The organism is Methyloceanibacter methanicus (assembly GCF_001723285.1).
Taxonomy (GTDB): domain Bacteria; phylum Pseudomonadota; class Alphaproteobacteria; order Rhizobiales; family Methyloligellaceae; genus Methyloceanibacter; species Methyloceanibacter methanicus.
The window spans coordinates 142,794-164,642 of the sequence record NZ_LPWG01000011.1; the positions used below are offsets into that span (position 1 = coordinate 142,794).

A 21,849-nucleotide genomic window follows, 5' to 3' on the forward strand; every position below is an offset into this window, starting at 1 on the left:
GTTGCTTGGTACATGCGTGGACCCTGGGTCTCGATCCTGTCCGTGGTCCTCTTTTTGGCCGTCTGGTTCCTCGCGGCGTATTTCGCCCAGAGCCGGTTGTTGCCGGGGCCCGTCGAGGTCGTGAACTATGTCATCGAGGAGTCGCTCCACGGCAACCTCATCTTTCAGCTTGGCATCACGCTTTGGCGCGTTCTCGCGGCCTTCGTCGTAGCATGGTCATCGGCAGTGCCTTCGGCCTGCTGATGGGACAATTGCCCGCCGTGAACCGCATTCTCGATCCCTGGCTGATCGTGCTGCTCAATCTACCGGCGCTCGTGATCATTATTCTGGCCTATGTCTGGTTCGGCCTGAACGAGGCCGCCGCGATCGGCGCAGTCGCGCTGAACAAAATCCCCAACGTCATCGTGACACTGCGCGAGGGCGCGAGGGCGCTCGATCCCGGGCTCGACGAAATGGCGCGGGCCTACCGCCTGACGCCTTGGAGCAAGTTCCGGAACGTCACCCTGCCGCAGCTTCAGCCCTATTTCGCCACGGCCTCCCGTACGGGTCTCTCCCTCATCTGGAAAATCGTTCTCGTGGTCGAGCTCCTCGGCCGCCCGAACGGCGTGGGCTTCGAGCTTCACTTGAACTTTCAGCTTTTCAACGTGACGGCCATTCTCGGCTATACGCTGGCCTTCGTGGCCGTCATGCTCGCGATCGAATATCTACTGGTACAGCCAATTGAAAGATACACGACACGCTGGCGAAACAAGCCGGTTTAAGATTCGCATCGAGGAAAAGACCCATGTCGGGGCTGACGGCTCGCATCTGACGGCGATTCGAGACCTTTCGCTCGACCTGCAACCGGAAAGCATGACGGTGCTGATGGGACCGTCCGGCTGCGGCAAAACCACGTTGCTTCGCGTCGTGGCGGGTCTCGACGAGGACTACATCGGCGAAATCGACATGCCGCCCCATGCGCGGCTCGGCTTCATGTTCCAGGAGCCACGCCTGCTGCCCTGGCGGACGGTCCGGCAGAATATCGAACTGGTTGCGGCACCGGGATTTACCGAATCCGACCTCCAGAACCTGGCCGAGGCCGTCGGCGTCGCCGACATGCTGACTCGCTATCCCCAGGAGCTCTCGCTGGGTCTGGCGCGCCGTGCGGCCCTGGCCCGTGCCTTCTCGACCGAACCGGACCTGCTCCTCCTGGACGAGCCGTTCGTGTCGCTCGACGAACGAACCGCCGACCGGCTCCGGCGCCTGTTGCTCGAGGTCTGGTCCGCGCGGCCCACGACAGCGGTGATGGTTACACACAATCCGCGGGAAGCGCTCCAGCTGGCCGATCAGCTCGTAATGATGGCTCCACGCCCCACCCACGTCCTCGCCGTGGAAACGATCGACGTGCCGCAAGCCGAACGCACGGCCGCGATGATCGAGTCCCTCCATGCAGATCTCGCCCGGCGCTTTCCGGTGAACTTCGCGGGCATGTGAGGATGCGCGGGTCGGCCTAGCCTCCGGCCGGCCCCATCGCCTTGCGCTGCTGAATGCCGCGGGACGGATCATAGGCCCACACCGACAAAGCCAGAAAGACCGCCGTACAGCCGGCCACGACGGCGAGCGCCTCCCAGTTCATCTTCTGATAGAAGGCGAACCGGATCAGCTCCACCGCCCAGGTGAAGGGGTTGTAGAAGCAGATCTCGTAGAGGATCCAGCTGCCCTCGCGCATCTTCCACAAGGGGTAGAGCGCCGAGGAGGCAAAGAACATCGGGAAGATCACGAAGTTCATGATGCCGGCGAAATTCTCGAGCTGCTTGATCGTCGAGGACAGCAGCATGCCCAGCGCACCGAACATCATGCCGGTGAGGATCAGGGCCGGCAGCGCGGCCACATAGCCCCAAGGGGGCAACTCCACGCCGCACAGATATGCCACGAACAGGAACGTGTAGACCTGGAACAGCGAAACCAGGACCCCGGCGAACAGGCGCGCAACGAGCAGGAACCAGCGCGGCAACGGCGTCGTCAGCAGAACCCGCATCGACCCCATTTCGCGGTCGTACACCATCGAGAGCGAACTCTGCATGCCGTTGAACAGTTGGATCATCGCCAGCAGGCCGGGCGTGATGTACACGTCATACGTAATGTAGGTCTCGTAGGGCGGGATGATCGAGATGCCCAGCGCCGCCCGGAAACCCGCCGCGAAAATGATCAGCCAGATCAGAGGACGGACGAGCGCCGCAAGAAACCGCTCCCGCTGCTGCAAAAACCGCAACAGCTCGCGCCAAACGATCCCGCGAAAGGCGCGGACATAATGCAAGAATGTCATGCGGCAACTTCCTCGACCCGGTCCCCGGTGAGACGCCGGAACGCCTCCGCCAAACTGTCGGACCCCGTCTCTTTTTCGATCCCCGCGACATCGCCGCGCGCCACCACCCGCCCCTTGTCGATGACCACCAGGGCATCCTTGCTCTCGACCTCGTCGAACAGATGCGTCGCCCACAGGACGCCGATATTGTCGGCAACTGCCAAGTCGTGGATGTGGCGCACGATGGCCTCGCGTGTCGGATCGTCGAGACCGATCGTCGGCTCATCCAGAAGAAGCAGCTTCGGGCTGTGCAGCAAGGCGCGCGCGATCTCCACCCGGCGCCGGTGACCTCCGTTCAACGCGCGCACCTTCTCGCCGATGCGTTCCTGCATGTCGAGCGAGGTCAGCGCCTTCTCCATGCGCTCATCGGCGTCGCGCCGGGCCAAACCGCGGAGCGCCGCGAAATAGCGGAGGTTCTGCCGCACCGACAGGTCGAGATCGAGAGTGGGTTGCTGGAACACGACCCCCAAGGGCCCCAGCACCTTGAAGCCCCAGTCGCTCGCCGCACGGCCGTCGATCTCGATGCGCCCCGACGGCGCATCGAACAAGCGCGTGATCAGCGAGAACAGCGTGGTCTTGCCCGCGCCGTTCGGACCAAGAAGGGCCGTTACCCGTCCCGGGTAGACATCGAAGCTCACGTCGTCCAGCGCCCGTTTGTCCCCATACCAATAGGACACGTTCTGAACCGATAAGACCGGCTGCGGCGTTCTAGGATCTCCGGCTGCTGTGTCGTCCATAGTCATCCGTCCCCTCGGGACTCTCGCGGCCCTTGTCCGGGCTTCGTGCGTCATGCGTTTCCTCGCCTCAGGAATAGCCGGTGGCTTCCGCTTGCACAAGCACCCGGCCCGGTACGGATGCCGGCACGGGCTTCGCCGGGAGGCGTCGCTTCGGGGCTTTGCGGTCAAGTCCCAGGGGGGCTGTGCTGGGCGGTATTGGGCGGTTTGGGGCTGGGCGGGGACGCGCGGGAGGGGGTGACGCGGGCAAAAAAGAAGCCGCCCCGAAGGGCGGCTTCCGCAATCTGTCGTCCGGGCCCGTGGCCTAGAAGAAGATGATGCCACCAAGCTGGAACAGGTTCCAGTCTTCGAAGCTCTGGTTCACGTTCCGGCGCTGGTTGACTGAGTTCACACCGGCGAAGTCAAGGTCGATCCCCTGGTTCTGCCAGCGGGCGAACACATGCATGGCCGCCGCGTCGATCTCCTGCACAACGCCAAGACCCCAGCGCTCGACTTCCGAGCCCGTCACGAACAGCGTGTTGGCTGCATTGGCGCCGCAGAAGTTACCCGTCCGCGTGCCCGCAACGTTACCCATCGTGGCGCACTGGTCGACGCCCCAGATCGAGCCGTACATGTCGTTGTACTGACCGTACTCGCCGTAGAAGATCGTCGCACCAAGCGGGTTCCACGTCCGCTTCACGAACGGCTTCAAGTACCAGGTGTTCGTGTCCGGGATGTTCCCAGCCTGCTCGTGCTGATACAGACCGTAGATACCAAGACCGGACGGTGCGTGCATCAGCGTCGCGCCAACCTGATGAAGCGAACCGCTGTCGTTACCCGTGTTCGGGTTCACAGCCGTCGCCATCGCCGTCTCCTGCCACGTGTAGGAGTAGGCCGCCGACACTTTGAAGTCGCCCCAGTCGTTGTTGTAGAACAGGGCGATATCCCAGAACGCCGCATTCGGCGTCGTCGTGAACGCGGGACCCGTCAGGTCGTTCTTGCCGTACGAGGTCTCGAACCGGAAACCGCCAAACGTCGGCGAGTCGTACCGGATCGCGTCGTTCGCAGCGCCAAAGCAGTCCGCGCCGATACCCGCAGCACCAGCCGCAAGACCCGAGCACTGGATGAAGCTGGCCCACGTGATCGCGTTCAGACCCGTATAGGTCCCCCGGCCGCCTTCCGGACGCAGGAAGAAGCTCGCGCCCTCGAAGAACACCGCATTCGACTCGATCACCGTACCGGAAATATCCGCAAGAACCGCGGCATTGTCCGATGCCGGGCTCAGCTGACCGATATTGATCGCGCCGTAATCGTCGCTCTTGATGTAGCCGTAAGAGTACAGCGTCGAGATCGAACCGAACGTGCCGGCGTTCTCGTTCACCTGGTTCGAGGCCGCGCCCGTGCCCGCAACACCAAACTGCGAACCCATCGTGTTCACCGTGATGTTGTAGCCAGCAGACCACCCCGGCGCGATCGTCGCAGAACCCGTGATCGCAAACCGGCTCCCAAGGTCGTAGCTCTTGTCGCCAACGTAGAACGAGCTCAGATCGCCGTCGTCCCACCAGTTCATCGCCTTGATGACCCAGCCCGAGATCGTCAGCGAAACCTTCTTGTTCCCCTTGCTCGCCGTCGTCGCCTCAAGCTCCGCTACGCGCTCTTCCAAATCCGCGCAGCAATTGCCCCCATAACCTTGCGCACTCACCGGGCTCGCGCTCAGAGCATAAACCCCAAGTCCAAGCGCAGCCGCAATGGCAATGCGGCTGGATGTTCTTGTCAGTCCCCCAAACATCTCCATGTCCACCTTCCCTGCCAAATTGACTAATCCAAAAACTCTCGTTCCGTGACGCTTAAGCGCTATGCTGACGGTGCTTGGCCGAAAAATACCGGCAAAATCCGCCAACCAAGAGTTCTAATCTCTGCTTATACGCGATACGCCTGGAAGGTAAATTGCTAACAAAGCGGGCGAGCCCCTTTTCGCCGCGGTTGTGACATTTAGGTCACGAGAGGCCGGGCTGCTTTCGAGCGGCATTGTGGCCCTTCAGAATCCAAGTTAATGGCTTATAATCAATAGAGTAGTGGATTTGCCGCAAAGGCGGCCCGCGAGTCTCCGGACGGCCCAAATCGGGGTCGACGCCGGACACTGGCGCGCGGTTGTGCACAATTCGTATCCAATTCCGGATGCATTTCGATGCAGGCCGGACGCAACTGGTTGAGTCAATCCGTTACGCCTCAGAAGTTGTGAAATTTCAGGTCGCGAGCGGCCGCGGCTTGGGCTAGGAGTGGAGGTTCGGGCCACGTCCCCGAAGCCGCTCGGGTCGGTATTGCGTCTCAATCCAATCGGAATCAGGGCCTTGGTCCAAACCAACGGATCCGGTCGGTGGAAGACGACAGGGCAAGCGACCGCAGGACAGGACAAGACAGGGCATGTCGTCTCAGAAGGACCCGCCCCTGAAAGGGCTGCGCATCTTGGTCGTTGAGGACCAGGCTCCGATCGCCCTGCAGCTCGAGGACATGCTGATCGAGTCCGATTGCGAAGTCGTCGGCCCGGCGAGCCGGGTTGGACAAGCCCTGAGGCTCCTCAGCGAGCAGCCCGTGGACGCCGCGGTCCTGGACCTCAACATTGCCGGCGAACTGGTCTACCCGGTCGCCGATGCCCTCGATGCGCGCGGGCTCCCTTACATCTTCTCCACGGGCTATAGCCCCTCCGACCTGGCGGCGCCCTATAGACGCCGGCGGGTGCTCCAGAAGCCATTTTCGCGGCGGGTCTTCATCAAGGCCATACGGGAGACCCTCCAGCAGCGTTCAGGCTGAGACCGCGCCGCTCCCACGCGCGGGACCCGGAAGCCCGCCGGGGGCCAGGAGTGGCCGAAATTGAGCTGGCTCAAACACACTTGTGAAATGCATGCGACATTGGGTCGGCACCGGAACGGCCCGTTCTCCTTGTGGCGACGCCTGGATTGGGATAGTTAGCAAGGGCGCCTACAGCAACGGCTAGGACTTTACGCAAGCCCTACAAGAACTTGTGCCAGCCGGACTGCTCAGGATCTCCATTCTGTTCGGCCAATAGCTGGGTGGCGTTGGCGAACGCCAATGGTCTAGGGACAGGAGACACATGGACTACGAGAATCGATTTCGCCAGCATCTTGAATCGTTGCATCAAGAAGGCCGGTACCGCGTTTTTGCCGATTTGAAACGGCGCTGCGGCGCATTTCCTGTCGCCGATCACTTCACCGAAAGCGGCACGAGGGACGTCGCGGTCTGGTGCTCCAACGACTATCTCGGCATGAGTCAGCACCCGACGGTGCGCGCTGCGATGCACGAGGCGATCGATGCAGTCGGCGCCGGCTCGGGCGGAACCCGCAACATCTCCGGCACCACGCACTACCATGTGGAACTCGAACAGGAACTGGCCGATCTCCACAACAAAGAGGCGGCCCTTCTGTTCACGTCGGCCTATATCGCCAATGACGCGACCCTTTCGACGCTGACGCGCCTCATTCCCGGCCTGCAGATCTTTTCGGACGAGAAGAACCACGCTCGATCGAGGGCATCCGGCATGGCGGCGGGCCCAAGCCACATCTTCCGGCATAACGACCTCGAGCATCTCGAATGCTTTTTGCAGTCCGTGCCGCTGGACACGCCGAAGCTGATCGCCTTCGAGAGTGTCTATTCCATGGACGGCCACATCGCCCCGATCGGCGAAGTGTGCGACCTGGCGGACAAGTACAACGCCCTGACCTATCTCGATGAGGTTCACGCGGTCGGCCTCTATGGGCCGCGCGGCGGCGGCATCGCCGAGTTGGAAGGCGTAATGGACCGCGTCGACATCATCAATGGCACGCTTGCGAAGGGATTCGGCGTCATGGGCGGCTACATCGCCGCGAGCCGCGCCTGCTGCGATGCCATCCGCTCTTACGCGCCGGGGTTCATCTTCACCACCTCCTTGGCACCGGCCGTCGCCGCCGGCGCCCTCGCCTCGATCCGCCATCTCAAGCGGTCGGACGTCGAGCGCACGCGGCACCGCGAGCGCGTCCAGACGCTCAAGACGATGCTGGCGGATGTCGGCCTGCCGGTGATGGACAACCCGAGCCACATCGTGCCCGTGATGATCGGCGATCCGGTGCACTGCAAGGCGGTGACCGACACGCTGCTCACCCAGTACGGAATCTATGTGCAGCCGATCAACTACCCGACCGTGCCGCGCGGCACCGAGCGGATGCGGCTCACGCCCTCCCCCGTCCATAGCGACGCGCAGATGGCCTATCTCGTCGGGGCGCTCAGCGAGCTTTGGGCCGCTTGCCCCGTCGCGAACGGACAATATGTGAGGCTTGCGGCGGAGTAGCCATGCGTGCCCGGAGGCTGATCGGGATCGCCCTTTTCGCAAGCGCTGTTGGAGGCCTCCATGGGGCTGCGGTGGCGTCCCAGCCGATGGCGACACATGCTTCGCCGCGGCCGAACGCGTCGAGGCCGGCGAGACCTTGTCCGCGGCCGAACGGGAAGAAGCACATCAAGCCTGCCGCCGCGCCATCAGTGCGACAGCCAGCGTGCTCCAAAAATACCAGTTCGACGAGGCGGACTTCGCCATCACCGGCAAGCGTTACAAATATTAGGCGCAGGCCCCAGACTATTAGGCGCAGGCCCCAGACTGGCGACGGCCCGCGCCAAACCGTTACCGCCGCATGATCCAAGCAGCAACGAAGGACACGAGCAGAAGGATAAGCAGGCACAACAACACGATCACCCCGATCGCGCCGATAATGCCTTTGAGTGTTCCCCAAAACCCGAATGTCGCCACCATGGCGGCAAGCAGCAGCAGAATAATGATTGGCATGCGTTGATCCTTTTCCGGGCCGCGCCCGCGACGCGCGCGCCAAGCGACAGCGATCGTTGCTCTACAGTCTGCCGAACAAGAGCTTGCCCATCATATCGGCGCCGACCGCAGCCTCAACTTCGCGGAACGCGAAATAGGGGAGCAGGGTGAGGCAGAAGATGAGCCACCAAGCCAGCATGCCCCCCGGCCCGCCGCCAAGGCTGAAGAGACCGTCGCCAATGCCGGCGAGACCGAGAAGCGCCATCTCCACCGCATAGGCCAGCACAAGCGCCGCCACGAAGATCAATGTCTTGATGACGATCGAATGGATCAGCGGCTTGTGTTTGAGATTTTGAAAAAAGCTGCTGCGCTCGGCCAGCGGCATCGTTCGGACCAGTAAGAACGCATTGACGGTCGTCAGCAGGAAGAAGCTCATCCCCACGCCATACTCGGCACTGCCGACGACCGCATGCAGGGTCAATAGGATGAACACGGCCCACAGATAAGCACAGAATCCGCCGAAGGATTTGATATCGGCGATCAGCTGCTCCTGAAACGAGAGCTTGCGGGGCTCTGTTTCGCCGCTGAGGGCCTTGGCAAGCGCGCCCACATGATCGTCGAGCGGGTCGCCCGCAAGGGGATCGTCGAACAAGGGTCGTCGTCGAACCCGTCGTGGTGGCGGAGCGCGGTCTCGGCGCTCTCGATGGAGCCGGACGCGGAGGTATCGGAGGCCACACCGTCCGCCTGTGCGGCGGCATTGTCGGCATCGGGAACAAGGTCGGCGTCCGCCAGATCAGGCTCGGACGCCGGCGTCTCTGCCGTCGCGGCCTCTGCCGGCTGCCCGATTCCAAAGATCTCGTCCGCCGGCTTCCACTCATCGAGCCCGGCCGTCCACAGAAGATCGCCCGGCTTGAAGTTGCCCCCCTCGGCAAACAAGGACAATTCGCGGTCGGAGAGAGGCCCATGCTGCTGCCCCTCCCGGCTCAAATACCAGCTCGCTTCCGCGGGCTCCGCGTTGTTCTCGTTCACGCCTGCGTCCTGCATCGGCCCTCCCCCAAAGCCTCAAAAACAGGGATGCCTTAGCATCCCCCGCAATCCGCCGTCGAGGCCCGAAAGTAGCGCCCCGATACCCAAGGGCGGAAGTCACTATTTGGGCGCAGGGCTATTTCGCCGCCAAATGGGTACCCAAGCGAAGTCCCCACGCATAAATGGTCAGAGACGGGTTCACACGGCTTGCGCGCGGCAACGGACTCCCGTCGCCGACATAGAGGCTCTCCATCCCGTGCACCTTGCCGTGGGGATCGACAACCGAGCGCGCCGGGTCCGTGCCTGTCACCATACTGCCGAGTGCATGGGCCGTGCCCGCCATTCCCATATATTTGTCGAAGCCGACGAGACCCGCCCCCAGAAGCCGTTCGATCCAGGCATCGATCAACGCATGGTGTTCCTTCACCGAGTGGGGGATTCGATCAAGACTGTAGTCCATGATGGATCGGCCGCCGGGACCGCCCGAGATGATGCGGTTCTCGGGGCTCGAGGAATCTTCGGTGGTGGCCCAAAACCCGATCGCGCGTTTGCCCATAAGCTTGTCGACGAAACCGGGCACCTCGGGCGGGACCTGCGCCGCGAGGAGTTCGGCATCGATCCAACCAAGACATTGCATCGAGGAATGCGGAAAGCGGTCGTTGTAGAGCACGGCCGTCTTGCGCAAGACGTCGTGATCCACGAACGGCGAAAAGCCGAGAACCGCGGAGTTGATGTGCATCTTGAAATTGCCACCCAATAGATCGCCGCATTCCAGCGCAAAGCCGCTGGAATGCAGATGGTCCTGCAGGATGCGCGGCGAACTCATGGCGCCCGCGGCAAGCACCACCGTGTTCGCCTCGTAGGTCGTCCCATCCGCGCATTGGACGCCGACGATCTTGCGGGCGTCCCCAGGCGCGGCAACGAGAGCGGCGACGGGATCGCCGGCGATCAGCTTGAAGTTCGGCTTGTCGAGAACGTGGTCGATCAGGTTCCGCTCGGAATCCGACTTCAGTCCGGACGGCGAGGCAAAGCCGTCGAAGTGCTTTTCCTCCTCCGGATGGTTGACGATGTCGTGCGACAGGCCAAGCGGCAGCGGATGCAGCTCCCATCCGGGATCGGCCGTAGTGATCTTATCGAGCAACGCCTGAAGCTGCGGCTCATTCTTGAACGTGGTGATGCGCAGGAGCTCGGTCGCCTCGTCGTAGTACGGCTCGAGCTCCGCGTATCCGAAGGGCCAACCGAGCAGGTCGAAGTCCGGCTCGGCCTCGAACTCCCCGGGGCGAAAGCGAAACAACGCCGCACCATACCATTTCGTCTTGCCGCCCACGTTGTAGAATTCGCCCGGAACGAAATCGCGCCCCTTGCTGTCGAGCCAAGGGACGCGGTTCTTGAAGACGCCTTCCACGAAGACCTTGCGGACGTCCAGGGTGGACGCATCGCGCGGCAGGAAGGGCCCCTTTTCAAGGAGGAGCACGCGCTTTCCCGCAAGGGTCAGCTTGTAGGCAACACTCGCACCACCCGCGCCACTGCCGACAACGATCACGTCATATTGGGCAGACATGATGACCTCTCAAACGTCAGAGTCGGACGGCCAGGTGATGGGCCCGTTGATTCGATTGGATTTGCCGATCAGCACCGTTGCCGATGCCGTCCGCGATGTCTAGGTTGGACACCGATCATTTGACGTCGTGTTCGTGTCGTTCCTGTTACAGCGTTAGTGGATTGTGAAAATCCTTCCCTGAATGGAGACCGTCAATGCCCCTGAAAAACAAGGTCGCGATCGTAACCGGCGGCAATACGGGAATCGGCAAGGCGATCGTTCTTGAGCTCGCCAAACATGGCGTAAAACTCGTGATCGACTACGTCGCCCACCCTGAGGCAACGGACGCACTCGAACAAAGGATTGCCGCGCTGGGAGACCAGTGCATCGGGGTCGACGCGGATGTCAGCGAGATCGCGGATCTGGAAAAGCTGATCGGGGCCGCGGTCGCCAAATTCGGCCGCCTGGATGTCATGGTGAACAATGCCGGCATCGAAACGCGCACGTCGGTCCTCGATACCACCGAGGAGCAATACGACGCGGTCCTCAAGATCAATCTCAAGAGCGCGTTCTTCGCCACGCAGCTCGCAGCCAAGCAAATGATCAGCCAAGGCGACGGCGGCCGGATCATAAACATCACCTCGACACATGAGGACTGGCCGATGCCGGGCAACACGCCGTACTGCCTCTCGAAAGGCGGTATGCGGATGCTGACGCGCACCGCCGGCGTCGAACTCGCGCCGCACAACGTTCTGATCGTGGGCGTCGGGCCCGGCGCGATCGAAACGCCGATCAATACGAGCACCATGGACGACCCTGCGAAGCTCAAGAAGCTGGATGCGGCCATTCCTCTCGGCCGGATGGCCAAGCCGGAGGAGATCGCAACCGTGGTCTCCTTCCTTGCCGGAGACGGGGCGAGCTACATGACCGCCACGTCCGTGATGGTCGATGGCGGCTTGATGCAATCGAGCCCCGGGCTTTAGAGGCGCACCGCGATGGCGCTCCCCATCGAAGACTACGCTCTGATCGGCGACTGCGAGACGGCGGCGCTGGTCGGGCTGGATGGTTCCATCGACTGGTTATGCCTGCCGCGCTTCGATTCCGAAGCCTGCTTCGCGGCTCTGCTCGGCGACGAGAACAACGGACGCTGGCAGATCGCTGCAACTTGCCCTAAGGCGAAGGTCACGCGCCGGTACCGCCCCGACACCCTGATTCTCGAGACGCGATTCGAGACGGAGAGCGGCACGGCGACTCTCATCGACTTCATGTATCCGTGCGAAAAGCATCCCAATGTCATCCGGCTCGTGGTCGGCGAAGAAGGCACGGTCGAATTCGGGATCGAGCTGATTGTACGCTTCGGCTATGGCGAGGCGGTTCCATGGGTCACCACGATGCCGGACGGGCGCTTGCGCCTGATCGCCGGGCCGAGCCGGATCGTTCTGCAATCCTCCGTCGAACTGCGCGGCGAAAACATGAAGACCAAAGGCTCGTTCTCGGTGAAGAAAGGCCAGACCGAGTCGTTCGCACTCACCTACACCGAGTCCTGGATTGCCGAACCGGTCGAGTTCAAGCCTGAGTCGCTGATCAAGGGAACCGAGAAGTTTTGGACGGACTGGACGTCCAAATGCACGATCAAGGGTCCCTACGCCGACATCGTCAAGCGGTCGCTCATTACGTTGAAGGCGATGACCTACGAACCGACCGGCGGTGTGGTCGCTGCGACGACCACCTCGCTGCCCGAGCAGTTCGGTGGACCGCGCAACTGGGACTACCGTTATTGCTGGGTCCGTGATGCGACCCTGACCCTGCTCGCCCTTATGAACACCGGCTATTACGACGAAGCGCGCTCGTGGCGCGACTGGCTCTTGCGTGCCGTCGCCGGCAGTCCGAAGCAGATGCAGATCATGTACGGCATTGCTGGCGAGCGCAGGCTGTACGAGGTGGAACTTCCCTGGCTGAAGGGCTACGAGAATTCCACGCCCGTGCGGATCGGCAATGCCGCACACCATCAGGTCCAGCTCGACGTCTATGGCGAGATGATGGATGCCGTGCACCAGGCTCGCAAAGGCGGCCTCGCCCCGTTGCAGTCGGGCTGGGACCTGCAGCTTGAGATCATCGAACAGCTCGAGGACATGTGGCATCAACCCGACGACGGCATCTGGGAAGTCCGCAGCGGCCCTGAGCAATTCGTGTACTCGAAGGTCATGGCCTGGGTCGCGTTCGACCGCACCATCCGCAGCGCCGAACGCTTCAAACTCAAAGGCCCCCTCGCGCGTTGGCGCAAGACGAGACAGGCCATTCACGATCAAGTCTGCGAGGAGGGCTTCAACGAGGATCTCAACAGCTTCGTGCGGTCCTATGGGGCCACGGAGGTCGATGCGAGCCTGCTTCTCATTCCGGCGATGGGTTTCCTGCCGGGCACCGATCCGCGAGTCGTGGGCACGGTCGCGCAGATCGAGAAGACTCTGATGAAGGATGGCCTCGTCCAGCGCTACGACACGACCAAAGCGGACGACGGGCTGCCTCCGGGCGAGGGCATGTTCCTCGCGTGCAGCTTCTGGCTCGTGGATGCCTATCTGATGATGGACCGCGAGAAGGACGCCGTTGCGCTGTTCGAGCGGCTGCTCGGCCTCTGCAACGATGTCGGGCTCTTGAGCGAAGAGTACGACACCGCGACGAAACGCCTGTGCGGCAACTTCCCCCAAGCCTTCTCTCACCTCGCACTCGTCAACAGCGCCTGCAATCTCGGACGCAACGGCAGACCCGTGGAGCAGCGCTGCGACAAGGAAAACCTCACCGCCACCAAGAAGACCGCCGCCAAAGCCGAGGCCGCGCAATAGACGGAGCACGTGTGACGACGCCTGCGGATACGGAGCCAAAAAGTTGGCCATCGCGCCTGCGCCGCCTGGGCGGCGGTTCAGGCATCGTCGCGGCAGCGCTGGTCCTGCTCTGCGCGGCCACCCTCTTCGCGCACACCGGCTCCACAGAAGAAACCGCGCAAGCTCATGCAAAGAGCACCGTTCCAAGCTACGTGGACGACATCCAACCGCTCTTGAACAAGCGGTGCATAGCCTGCCATGGCTGCCTCGGCTCCCCGTGCAACCTGAAGCTCACTTCGTTCCGCGGTCTCGAGCGCGGCGGCTTCGGCCAGAACCCCTATTCGAGCCATCTGGGAGACTATTCGCGCACCGGCATGAACGTGGTGCAGACGACGGCCGAGTGGCGCAAGCGTGGATTCTATCCGGTGCTAGCGCGCGACGGATCGGAGAGCGAAAATCTCTCCCGGTCGATGCTGTTTCAGATGGTCGAGGCGGGCGCGAAACACAATGCGCCGGGGTTCTCCCGCAAGGTTCTGATGCCGCTCTATGCCAAGCGCTACGACCATCAGTGCCCGGCGACATCGCAAGCGCTCGCGGCAAGAATTGAAAAGAACCCGGCGATCGGAATGCCGTTCGGCCTACCGGCCCTCGAGGAAACCGAGCTCGCCACGCTGCGCGCCTGGATCGCCGGCAATGCGCCGGGGCCCACGGACGCCGAGCGTCGCAAGGCGGACATGGTGGCCGACCCGAAGGCGGTGCGCGCCTGGGAGGATTTCTTCAACGCGGACGACGATCGCTCTCGGCTCGTCTCCCGCTACATCTTCGATCATATGTTCCTGGCCATGATCGTGCTGGAAGAGAGCCCCGGCGACTATTTCAAGCTTGTGCGCTCCAAGTCGGCCCCGGGCGACGCGAGCGAGAACCCGCCGGCGCCTGTCGAGATTATCGACACGCCGTTCCCCTACACCAATCCCTATAAATATGCCGGGGTCGATCGCTTCTATTACCGCCTGAAGAAGGTCACCGCGCCGCGCATCCAGAAGAATCATTTCGTCTGGGAGCTGAACAACACGGATATCGATCGCTTGCAGAAGCTGTTCTTCCATCGCGCATGGGACAAGAAAGCCAAGCTCGACGATCCACGCGAGGCGCCTTGGGACCTCGGCAATCCTTTCCGCGTCTATCACGACATCCCGGTCGAGGCGCGCTATCGCTTCCTCTTGGAGAATTCGGAGCTGATCGTGTCGGGGATCACCTATGGCCCGGTCTGCCTCGGTCAGACCGCAACCTACGCGGTGAAGGATCAGTTCTGGGTCTATTTCGTCGACCCGAAATACGACGTGTCCGTAAAAGATCCAAAGCTCGGGCTCGAGACCTGGGAAAACTTCATGGACCGGTCGCTCATCGGCAACGATGAGTACGAATCCGCCTACGGTGCCGCGCTCGAGAGGCTTCAGCCCGACGGATATACGATCGACGCGATCTGGAACGGGGACAAAGAGAACCCCAATGCCTGGCTGACCGTGCTGCGCCACGAATCGAACGTCTCGGTCATGAAGGGACGGCAAGGCGGCATCCCCCGCACGCTTTGGCTCATGGACTATAGCGGGTTCGAACGCATCTACTACGATACCGTTGCCAATTTCGAATATTGGTCCGGCGACCTTCCCAAGCTCGAGACGTTGATCTTCTTCAACTACCTGCGCCAGGAGTTCGAGGACAATTTCCTTCTCCTCCTGCCCGAGGCCCAACGCCAAAAATACCGGGACGACTGGACCCGGGGTCTGGGGCAGGTTGCGCTCGCGCTGGAGCCCTTCGCCGGGGAAGAACAGCCGACACAGATCAAGACATCGAAGCGCGACCCCTTGCTCAGCCTCATTGACGATATTCAAGAGCATATGGGGGAGAAGGTCAGCGGACCGCCGGACCTATTGAATCCGCACAAGAAGCCGAAAGTCTCCCTCGACGCACCCATCAAGAGCTACGACGACTGGGTTGCCGCCGCCTCGCTTCTCACCCAAACGCAGGCCTACAAGTTTCCGCGCTTCCTGCCGAGCGTCATTCTCTTGCGGCTCAACGATCCAGAAGGCCACGCGCGCGTCTACTCGCTGATCGCCAATCGCGTTTACGAGACCCAGGATACAATCCTGTTCCAGGACGGAGAGGAACTGCCGCACCTGTATACGATGAGCATCTATCCGACCCTGATCGGCGGCTTCCCCAATTACTTTTTGGAGATGACGCTCGAACAGTCCGGGGACTTCTTGCGCGGCTTGCGCGACGTTCAGAGTCTGGAAGACTGGAACCGGCTGCGAGACCGCTACGGCATTCTGCGCAACAGCCCGAGGTTCTGGGAGACCTATGACTGGTTCACCCATTGGAACGAGAAGCACCGCGGAATCTATGCGGGCTATTTGGACCTGTCCTATTACGACCTTTTCGACTCGGTCTATTAGACGGGTGACGCCCTGCGGTGTTGCCTTGATTGGGACAGCCACCGGACAACGAAAAAAGGAGGGTGATCGCCCGGGGGGAATAAGCGATCACCCTCTTTGCACTGCCTATCGGTCCATCGTGGTCAGATAGGGATTCGGGAAGCCTTCAGCCGCCACGGGGGCAACACCGGCAGTGACCAAAGCCAGGGAAATTAGGATCGTCTTCAGCATTGTCGTACTCCTTCGTGTGAGTTCGTGTTTCCGTACGACCAGTGATATTGGGTTTGGGACCGCTCGTTCAATTAACAAACGCTCACATGCGCGTGTTTTTAGACCGTTCGGTCTATAACTAAAGCGTGATGACGTCGTGAGCCGCCGAGCCGCGTGTCCTGCGCCGCTAGACGCCGTCCAAAACCTTGTCGATGATGTCCTGAAGCGTTTTGGCCGGGTATCCGGCGCGCGCCAGCACCCGCAGTCCCATATAGGCGTTCAGGAGCGAGGCCGCCGTGGCGTTGCGGCGCTTCCCGGACCAGCGCTGGCCGTGCCGGCTCTGTTTGAGGGCCGTGGCGATCGCCTCCTGCAGACGATGCAGCATGGCGCCCACTTTGGCCTCGACCTCCGCATCGAAGCTCGCACGGTCGATGGCCGCGTTACACATGAAGCAGCCGCGGCGCATCTTGTCGGATTTCACGGCCTCCAGCATGGTCCGAATTTTCGCCATACCGTCGCCGCGCCGGGATCGCTCAGGAAGGCCGTGCCCGTCTCGACTTCCGTCCGGTCGTAGCGGTCGAGCGCGGCCAGATAGATGCTGTGCTTGTCCTCGAAGGCCTTGTAGAGGCTGCCGCGCGCGATCTGCATCGCCTGAAGCAAATCCTGCAGCGAAGCGCCTTCATAGCCCTTCTGCCAGAACACCCCCATGGCGCGGTCGAGCGCCTTATCGATATCGAACTCTCTTGGGCGGCCCATCGCATCCCCTCGGGCCGCATAGTGCGAATACGTGACCGAGCGGTCAATATTGCGCCGCAGCAGGCTGCGCCACCCTGCGGGCCGACCCCGCCGGCGGCTCGTCGGCGCGAACGTCACGCCGTCCCGGGTCGTCCGCGCACCCATCGTCGAAGTGTCATCTTATCGAAGGACTTCGTTGCCAGTATTGCGGTCTTCGATCACGATGCGTGTTTGACATCCGCGTCAGCGACCTCCGGCCACCCGCGTATTCCCGAACGAACGGTAGACCCAAATGAAAGCACCCAACGGCCCCTGCACGCCGACCTGGGCTCCGGCCCGCAAGGACATCGTCGGCCGAAGCCTCGGCTCGTCCCGGCTCTGGTACACGCTCGCCCAAGGCATCGTGACCGAGCTGTACTACCCGCGCGTCGACATCCCGCAGATCAAGATCTCGGCTTCATCGTCGCCGACGACAAGGACTTTTGGGTCGAGCTCCGGCGCAACGGGGACTACACGGTGACCCTGGCCGCACCCGGCGTCCCCTCGGCGACCGTGGTGCACCGGCATCCCCGCTTCACGTTCACCGCGGAAGTATCGCCGTCCCAGCGGCGCGACGTCCTGCTGATCCGCTACAAGCTGGAGGGCGACGCGAGCCTGAAGCCCTATGTGCTGCTGGCTGCGCGGCTCGGCGACGATGCCCAGAACAATATGGGCTATGTGGCCACCCATGACGGGCGCAACGTCCTTTGGGCCGAGCAAGGACCCTTCGCCCTCGCCCTCACCGCCACGGGCCCGAACGGGTCGGACGCTCTTGGCCGCCGCTCGGCCGGATGCCTCGGCGTGAGCGACGGCTGGCAGGACTTCGACCGCAATGGCCGCATGACCTGGACCTTCGACGAAGCCGGTCCCGGCGCGGTGACGCTGATGGGCGAACTCGCGCCGGCAGGCCTGCTCTCGCTTGGCTTCGCCGCCAGCAAGGAGGCCGCAGCCACGCTCTCCGCCTCGGCTCTCATGGACAATTTCGAGGAAGAAGTAGAGGAGAACGTCCAAGCCTGGCAGGACTGGCTGCGCGAACGGCGGCCGGCCACCTTCGGCGGCGGCATCGACGACCGGCTCGCGCTCAGTGCCACGGTCATCAAGGTCCACCAGGACCAGACCTTTCGCGGCGCCGCTATTGCCAGCCTCTCGGTGCCATGGGGCGACACCAGCACCAGCCGCGGCGGCTATCACCTGGTCTGGCCGCGCGATCTCGTGGAGACGGCCGGCGCGCTTGTCGCCATGGGCTCCTTCCGGGATGCGCGGGAAGTGCTGCGCTATCTGATGGCCACGCAACATCAGGACGGTCACTGGTTCCAGAACCAATGGCTCGGCGGCCGTCCCTTCTGGCAAGGCGTCCAGCTCGACGAGGCCGCCTTCCCGATCCTGCTGGCGGCCGCTCTGGAAAGTCACGGCGCGCTCGACGACATCCCCGTCAAGAGCATGATTGCGCGTGCGGCAGGCTTCATCTGCCGCATGGGTCCGACCACCGACCAGGACCGCTGGGAGGAGGACTCCGGGCTGAACATGTTCACCATCGCCGTGGCCATTTCGGCCCTGGTCGAAGCGGCCGGACATCTCGACGGGGCGGCGAAGGCCCATGTCTTGCGCGTGGCGGACCACTGGAATGCGAAGCTCGAGGACTGGGCCTTCGTGCGCGGGACGCCGCTCGCCGACCAGCTCGGCGTGAAGGGCTATTTCATCCGCACGGTGCCGCTCGACGTCCTCGGCACGGCCAATGCCGGCGCGGCGCCCGTGGTCATCAAGAATCTCTCCCAAGACCCCAACCTGCCGGCCAGCGGTCAGGTCTCCACCGATTGCCTGCAACTCGTCCGCTACGGGCTGCGCGCCGCCGACAATCCCTTCATCACCGATACGATCGCGGTCATGGATCATCTGTTGAAGACCGATACGCCCGCGGGGCCGGTCTGGCACCGTTACAACGACGACGGCTATGGCGAACACGCCGACGGATCCGGTTTCGATGGCGCCGGGCATGGGCGAGGCTGGCCGCTCCTGACCGGCGAACGCGGCCATTACGCGCTCTGTGCCGGTGAAGACGTCATGCCCTATATCGAGGCGATGATGGCCATGTCGAACGAAGTCGGCCTCATGCCGGAGCAGGTCTGGGACTCCGACCCGATTCCGGCGCACGGCCTCTATCCCGGCAAACCGAGCGGTTCGGCCATGCCGCTGGTCTGGACCCATGCCGAATTCGCCAAGTTGTGCCACAGCCTGGCGGCGGGACGCCCGGTCGACCGGCCCCAAGCCGCCTGGGCCCGTTACCACGCGTCCGGCCGAAGCTCGATTACGAGATCTGGGGGCCGCGCTACCGCCCAAACCGGATCTCAGCCAACCGGGCGTTGTATGTCGCGGTCACGGCGCCCGCACTCATCCATTTCGGCATCAACGGCTGGCGCAACATTCGCGACATCGATACCGAGGACACCCTTCTCGGAGTCCACGTCGCCAAGCTGCCGACAGACACGCTAAGCCCAGGCGACACGATCGAATTCACCTTCTACTGGCCAGAGAGCGGGACCTGGGAAGGCCGGAACTTCGAAGTCGCCGTCGAAGGCGAACCGGCCACGGTCCCCGCTTAGCTGCCCATGCATGAATCGCCGGAGAGGTGTGTCTGTCGTGCCGCCACGCAGGCCAAGCAGCCGACAACAGACGAGGCCATCATCCGCCGAGGCGGGACGTAAAGTGTTGCGCGTTTACACTTCCGTGGTGATTCGTCATGGACTCTCGTGAACTTACACTTGTGCAGCACGCTCAGACGGGCCAGAAAGTCCTATGATCTACTTGAAGAAAGTCTGGTTGATCGCAGCCTTAGCGCTCCTGCCGCTCACGGCCGCTTACGCGATCGACCGGCTTGTCCTCGCGCCGACATGCCCCGATTGCCATGCCGAGATGACTCAGGCCCTCCCCCTGTTCGACGGGACCGAGGACGGCTTGGTGCGAATCCGGGCCAATGACATGACATTCCGGGCCCGGATTGCCGGCAGCGCAAATCGAGACGGCGAAGGCGTCATCCTGCTGCACGGTTTCCCGGAAACCTCGATCATGTGGGAACCCTTGCTCGCCGCGCTGCGCAAAGCAGGCTATCGGGCCATCGCATTCGACCAGCGGGGCTACAGCCCGGGGGCGAGGCCCCAGTTCGAGAACGAGTACACCAAGGGCAAACTCGCCAACGATGTGCTCGCGATCGCCGACGCCGCCGGGTTCGAGAAGTTCCACGTCGTCGGCCACGATTTCGGCGGGGCAATCGCCTGGACACTCGCCGACCGGTATCCAGAGCGGATTCTCAGCCTCTCCTCGCTGTCGATGCCGCACCCGCTGGCACTCTCCGAGGCTTTGTCGACCCCGAGCCCGCAATGGCCGGCCAGCAGCTATGTCTTGTTCTATCGCCTGCCGGTGATTCCCGAACTGGTGATGGGATTCGATCGTGCGGCGCTGCTGGGCCACTGGAAGTGGTCGCGCCATCCCAAGGAACAGGTGGCCGAATACCGCCGCGTGTTCAGCGAACCCGGCGCTTTGCACGCCGCCCTGGATTGGTACCGGGCCTTCGAGTTCCGGTCTCTGGATCCCGCCGGCAAGGTCAGACCGCCGACCTTGTTCCTCTGGGGCCAGGAAGACCAAGCCTTCAGCCGCGCCTCCGCGATCGCAACGGGCAATTTCATGGACGGCCCCTACCGCATGCGCACGGTCACCGCTGGCCATAATCTAATGCTCGATGCGCCGCAGACCGTCATTGCAGAGGTGATCGGCCATCTCGATACGGCGGCCAGGATTCGCAAGCAGTGGATCGCGGAATTGGGTACACACACGGGCGGCGTGAACTCGGCCTGCAGCAAGCTGCCCCCACACTGCTTGCGCATTCAGCTCTCGCCGAAGGGGAAGACATTCCGCATTCGCAACAAGTGCGACGAAACCTATCGCGGCGTCGTCCGTGTCACCTGTTCCGGGTGGGCGCCGGATGCCGCCGTCGAGTACCGCTTCAATCTTGGCGCCAAGTCCGAACTCGCCCAGGAGGGCATTGGCGCCAATGCCGGCCAGTCGAACGGCACATGCTATTTCCGCCCGCGGCTCTGTGCCAAGGTCACGACACCCGTACGGCCGAGCGCCGCGTCGTTCAGCCCGTTCCTATAGGGCGCTGACCACCAGCGGAATGCTGGCGACGACAATGAGCCCGGCGAGAATCACCGCCAGGATGAATTCCATCATGTACCCGGGCGTGTGAACCTCCTCGTCCAGGATCAGCGCGCGGGTCCGCACGAAGCGGACCGTCGCGGCGACGATGAAGATGATCCCCACCAGGATGAACCACAGGCCCGTGCCATGGCCAAGCTGGCTCGACATGCTCTCGAGCTGCGCGCGGTGCTCCGGCTTGATCGACACCGCATCGGACATGGTGACCACGAAGAGATCGAAGCGGTCGATCAGAAATCCGAACGCGATGACGGCGACGCCCGTTCGCAACCAAGCCAGAAAGGTCCGCTCATTGGCCGCATGGTCCGTATAGGATTTGATCATGATGCCCCCTCCTGGCCGCTCGTCGGATCCCTATGAGCCCGGATCATGCCGCGCCGGGCGGGCGCTTGCCGGGGCTTGGCGAGTTCCGCCTGCAAAGCCACGAGCCTCTCCAATGACAGCCCCTTCATCGGAATGGCGTCGAGCCCGTCGGCAACGACACGCTCCGCGTCGCTCAACAGCTCCGCACCGGCAGGCGTCAACGTCGCCAGGCTGCACCGGGCGTCCCGCTCGTGTTTCTCCGTGGCAACAACGCCGATCTTCTCCAAGGGCCTCAGGGCGCGCGTGACGGCCGATGCGGTCAGCCCCACGGCCTCGGCCAGGTCGACACGCATCACACCCCGCGTCCCGGCGCCGGCGAGCGCCTTGAGAAGCCTGTACTCGCTGAAGGAAATCCCGCGCGTCATCGAAAGCGCATTGTCCAGACGCCGCTCGATCCTGGCGGCGACATCAAGCAAAACCAGCACGGCATCTTCTCTCGTCGTTTCGTTCATGCCCACATACTACCGTATGAATACTTGAGCAGTCAAGTACTTTTACGGCTTTTGCCAACACTCCGGGCTTGGCGATTTGCGCCGGAAACGGGCGCGCCCATCGCAACACACACAGAGCTTCGTCGTCCTGATGGCGGGCGTGCTTGTTCCGATC

At 62.8% G+C, this 21,849-nt stretch carries 22 protein-coding genes and 1 pseudogene; 12 read left to right on the forward strand and 11 right to left on the reverse strand.

Going from position 1 to position 21,849, the window contains the following annotated elements; genetic code table 11:
• Window positions 1-12 precede the first annotated feature (12 nt).
• The 3 genes from AUC68_RS18365 to AUC68_RS08180 are packed head-to-tail and all read left to right on the forward strand — an operon-like array spanning window position 13 to window position 1,473.
• Window positions 13-243, forward strand: coding sequence for a hypothetical protein (locus AUC68_RS18365; protein ID WP_342027472.1), 231 nt, complete (start codon window positions 13-15; stop codon window positions 241-243).
• Complete coding sequence (locus AUC68_RS08175; RefSeq protein WP_342027473.1) at window positions 213-761, forward strand: ABC transporter permease; 549 nt, start codon at window positions 213-215, stop codon at window positions 759-761. The genes AUC68_RS18365 and AUC68_RS08175 overlap by 31 nt, the downstream gene beginning before the upstream one ends.
• Window positions 721-1,473, forward strand: coding sequence for an ABC transporter ATP-binding protein (locus AUC68_RS08180; protein WP_069437183.1), 753 nt, complete (start codon window positions 721-723; stop codon window positions 1,471-1,473). Before AUC68_RS08175 ends, AUC68_RS08180 begins: the two co-directional genes overlap by 41 nt.
• 16 nt (window positions 1,474-1,489) lie before the next feature.
• On the opposite strand, the gene AUC68_RS08185 is transcribed toward AUC68_RS08180, so the two are convergent.
• The 3 genes from AUC68_RS08185 to AUC68_RS08195 all read right to left on the reverse strand — a co-directional run bounded on the left by AUC68_RS08185 (window position 1,490) and on the right by AUC68_RS08195 (window position 4,852).
• Entirely contained in the window at window positions 1,490-2,305 is an 816-nt protein-coding gene (locus tag AUC68_RS08185) for an ABC transporter permease (protein ID WP_069437184.1), read from the reverse strand.
• Entirely contained in the window at window positions 2,302-3,087 is a 786-nt protein-coding gene (locus tag AUC68_RS08190) for an ATP-binding cassette domain-containing protein (protein WP_204376989.1), read from the reverse strand. The genes AUC68_RS08185 and AUC68_RS08190 overlap by 4 nt, the downstream gene beginning before the upstream one ends.
• Before the next feature lie 295 nt (window positions 3,088-3,382).
• Window positions 3,383-4,852 (reverse strand): porin, encoded by a 1,470-nt coding sequence (locus tag AUC68_RS08195; RefSeq protein ID WP_083240555.1) that lies wholly within the window; start codon window positions 4,850-4,852, stop codon window positions 3,383-3,385.
• Between the two features lie 629 nt (window positions 4,853-5,481).
• On the opposite strand from AUC68_RS08195, the gene AUC68_RS08200 reads away from it, so the two are divergent.
• The 3 genes from AUC68_RS08200 (at window position 5,482) to AUC68_RS18180 (ending at window position 7,667) form a co-directional block, all read left to right on the forward strand.
• Window positions 5,482-5,868 carry a response regulator gene (locus AUC68_RS08200; protein ID WP_069437187.1) on the forward strand — a complete coding sequence of 129 codons (387 nt, stop codon included), beginning with the start codon at window positions 5,482-5,484 and terminating at the stop codon, window positions 5,866-5,868.
• A gap of 301 nt (window positions 5,869-6,169) precedes the next feature.
• Window positions 6,170-7,399, forward strand: coding sequence for a 5-aminolevulinate synthase (gene hemA / locus AUC68_RS08205; RefSeq protein ID WP_069437188.1), 1,230 nt, complete (start codon window positions 6,170-6,172; stop codon window positions 7,397-7,399).
• Between the two features lie 136 nt (window positions 7,400-7,535).
• The gene (locus tag AUC68_RS18180; RefSeq protein WP_280138542.1) at window positions 7,536-7,667 is read left to right on the forward strand and encodes a hypothetical protein; all 132 of its coding nucleotides are present in this window, start codon (window positions 7,536-7,538) and stop codon (window positions 7,665-7,667) included.
• Between the two features lie 59 nt (window positions 7,668-7,726).
• On the opposite strand, the gene AUC68_RS16965 is transcribed toward AUC68_RS18180, so the two are convergent.
• From AUC68_RS16965 to AUC68_RS08220, 4 genes are all read right to left on the reverse strand, one after another.
• Window positions 7,727-7,888, reverse strand: coding sequence for a hypothetical protein (locus AUC68_RS16965; RefSeq protein WP_193407080.1), 162 nt, complete (start codon window positions 7,886-7,888; stop codon window positions 7,727-7,729).
• 61 nt (window positions 7,889-7,949) lie between these two features.
• Window positions 7,950-8,519 (reverse strand): hypothetical protein, encoded by a 570-nt coding sequence (locus AUC68_RS08210; protein WP_158008276.1) that lies wholly within the window; start codon window positions 8,517-8,519, stop codon window positions 7,950-7,952.
• A complete protein-coding gene (locus tag AUC68_RS08215) occupies window positions 8,408-8,911 on the reverse strand; it encodes a DUF4339 domain-containing protein (protein WP_069437190.1) in 504 nt (167 codons plus the stop codon). The genes AUC68_RS08210 and AUC68_RS08215 overlap by 112 nt, the downstream gene beginning before the upstream one ends.
• Window positions 8,912-9,029: 118 nt before the next feature.
• Window positions 9,030-10,454: an FAD-dependent oxidoreductase gene (locus tag AUC68_RS08220; RefSeq protein WP_069437191.1), complete on the reverse strand. Its 1,425-nt coding sequence runs from the start codon at window positions 10,452-10,454 to the stop codon at window positions 9,030-9,032.
• Window positions 10,455-10,648: 194 nt separating this feature from the next.
• On the opposite strand from AUC68_RS08220, the gene AUC68_RS08225 reads away from it, so the two are divergent.
• The 3 genes from AUC68_RS08225 to AUC68_RS08235 are packed head-to-tail and all read left to right on the forward strand — an operon-like array spanning window position 10,649 to window position 15,708.
• Window positions 10,649-11,416, forward strand: coding sequence for an SDR family NAD(P)-dependent oxidoreductase (locus AUC68_RS08225; RefSeq protein WP_069437192.1), 768 nt, complete (start codon window positions 10,649-10,651; stop codon window positions 11,414-11,416).
• 12 nt (window positions 11,417-11,428) lie between these two features.
• Window positions 11,429-13,273 carry a glycoside hydrolase family 15 protein gene (locus tag AUC68_RS08230; protein WP_069437193.1) on the forward strand — a complete coding sequence of 615 codons (1,845 nt, stop codon included), beginning with the start codon at window positions 11,429-11,431 and terminating at the stop codon, window positions 13,271-13,273.
• A gap of 11 nt (window positions 13,274-13,284) precedes the next feature.
• On the forward strand, window positions 13,285-15,708 hold the full coding sequence (locus AUC68_RS08235) for a fatty acid cis/trans isomerase (RefSeq protein ID WP_069437194.1): 2,424 nt from the start codon (window positions 13,285-13,287) through the stop codon (window positions 15,706-15,708).
• 376 nt (window positions 15,709-16,084) lie between these two features.
• Here AUC68_RS08235 and AUC68_RS08240 read toward each other — a convergent pair whose 3' ends face one another.
• Complete coding sequence (locus AUC68_RS08240; protein ID WP_141701163.1) at window positions 16,085-16,408, reverse strand: hypothetical protein; 324 nt, start codon at window positions 16,406-16,408, stop codon at window positions 16,085-16,087.
• Window positions 16,375-16,653, reverse strand: a complete 279-nt coding sequence (locus tag AUC68_RS08245) for a TetR/AcrR family transcriptional regulator (RefSeq protein WP_083240598.1) — start codon at window positions 16,651-16,653, stop codon at window positions 16,375-16,377. The genes AUC68_RS08240 and AUC68_RS08245 overlap by 34 nt, the downstream gene beginning before the upstream one ends.
• Before the next feature lie 271 nt (window positions 16,654-16,924).
• Here AUC68_RS08245 and AUC68_RS17690 point away from each other — a divergent pair.
• The 3 genes and pseudogenes from AUC68_RS17690 to AUC68_RS08255 all read left to right on the forward strand — a co-directional run.
• Window positions 16,925-17,640: pseudogene (locus AUC68_RS17690) on the forward strand (glycoside hydrolase family 15 protein); the annotation flags it as partial.
• 3 nt (window positions 17,641-17,643) lie between these two features.
• Complete coding sequence (locus tag AUC68_RS17695; RefSeq protein ID WP_342027476.1) at window positions 17,644-19,161, forward strand: glycoside hydrolase family 15 protein; 1,518 nt, start codon at window positions 17,644-17,646, stop codon at window positions 19,159-19,161.
• 303 nt (window positions 19,162-19,464) lie between these two features.
• A complete protein-coding gene (locus tag AUC68_RS08255) occupies window positions 19,465-20,820 on the forward strand; it encodes an alpha/beta fold hydrolase (protein WP_069437197.1) in 1,356 nt (451 codons plus the stop codon).
• Here AUC68_RS08255 and AUC68_RS08260 read toward each other — a convergent pair.
• Window positions 20,815-21,204: a YidH family protein gene (locus tag AUC68_RS08260; protein ID WP_069437198.1), complete on the reverse strand. Its 390-nt coding sequence runs from the start codon at window positions 21,202-21,204 to the stop codon at window positions 20,815-20,817. The two genes, AUC68_RS08255 and AUC68_RS08260, sit on opposite strands and share 6 nt — an antisense overlap.
• Entirely contained in the window at window positions 21,201-21,668 is a 468-nt protein-coding gene (locus AUC68_RS08265; protein ID WP_158008277.1) for a MarR family winged helix-turn-helix transcriptional regulator, read from the reverse strand. The genes AUC68_RS08260 and AUC68_RS08265 overlap by 4 nt, the downstream gene beginning before the upstream one ends.
• Window positions 21,669-21,849 lie beyond the last annotated feature (181 nt).

Coding starts and splice junctions, on each gene's coding strand:
- AUC68_RS08245 (WP_083240598.1), bottom strand. CDS start 16,653: ATGGGCCGCCCAAGAGAGTTCGATATCGATAAGGCGCTCGACCGCGCC.
- AUC68_RS16965 (WP_193407080.1), bottom strand. CDS start 7,888: ATGCCAATCATTATTCTGCTGCTGCTTGCCGCCATGGTGGCGACATTC.
- AUC68_RS08230 (WP_069437193.1), top strand. CDS start 11,429: ATGGCGCTCCCCATCGAAGACTACGCTCTGATCGGCGACTGCGAGACG.
- AUC68_RS08175 (WP_342027473.1), top strand. CDS start 213: ATGGTCATCGGCAGTGCCTTCGGCCTGCTGATGGGACAATTGCCCGCC.
- AUC68_RS08190 (WP_204376989.1), bottom strand. CDS start 3,087: ATGACTATGGACGACACAGCAGCCGGAGATCCTAGAACGCCGCAGCCG.
- AUC68_RS17695 (WP_342027476.1), top strand. CDS start 17,644: ATGGACAATTTCGAGGAAGAAGTAGAGGAGAACGTCCAAGCCTGGCAG.
- AUC68_RS08215 (WP_069437190.1), bottom strand. CDS start 8,911: ATGCAGGACGCAGGCGTGAACGAGAACAACGCGGAGCCCGCGGAAGCG.
- AUC68_RS08185 (WP_069437184.1), bottom strand. CDS start 2,305: ATGACATTCTTGCATTATGTCCGCGCCTTTCGCGGGATCGTTTGGCGC.
- AUC68_RS08225 (WP_069437192.1), top strand. CDS start 10,649: ATGCCCCTGAAAAACAAGGTCGCGATCGTAACCGGCGGCAATACGGGA.
- AUC68_RS08200 (WP_069437187.1), top strand. CDS start 5,482: ATGTCGTCTCAGAAGGACCCGCCCCTGAAAGGGCTGCGCATCTTGGTC.
- hemA (WP_069437188.1), top strand. CDS start 6,170: ATGGACTACGAGAATCGATTTCGCCAGCATCTTGAATCGTTGCATCAA.
- AUC68_RS18365 (WP_342027472.1), top strand. CDS start 13: ATGCGTGGACCCTGGGTCTCGATCCTGTCCGTGGTCCTCTTTTTGGCC.
- AUC68_RS08240 (WP_141701163.1), bottom strand. CDS start 16,408: ATGGCGAAAATTCGGACCATGCTGGAGGCCGTGAAATCCGACAAGATG.
- AUC68_RS08195 (WP_083240555.1), bottom strand. CDS start 4,852: ATGGAGATGTTTGGGGGACTGACAAGAACATCCAGCCGCATTGCCATT.
- AUC68_RS08260 (WP_069437198.1), bottom strand. CDS start 21,204: ATGATCAAATCCTATACGGACCATGCGGCCAATGAGCGGACCTTTCTG.
- AUC68_RS08255 (WP_069437197.1), top strand. CDS start 19,465: ATGATCTACTTGAAGAAAGTCTGGTTGATCGCAGCCTTAGCGCTCCTG.
- AUC68_RS08220 (WP_069437191.1), bottom strand. CDS start 10,454: ATGTCTGCCCAATATGACGTGATCGTTGTCGGCAGTGGCGCGGGTGGT.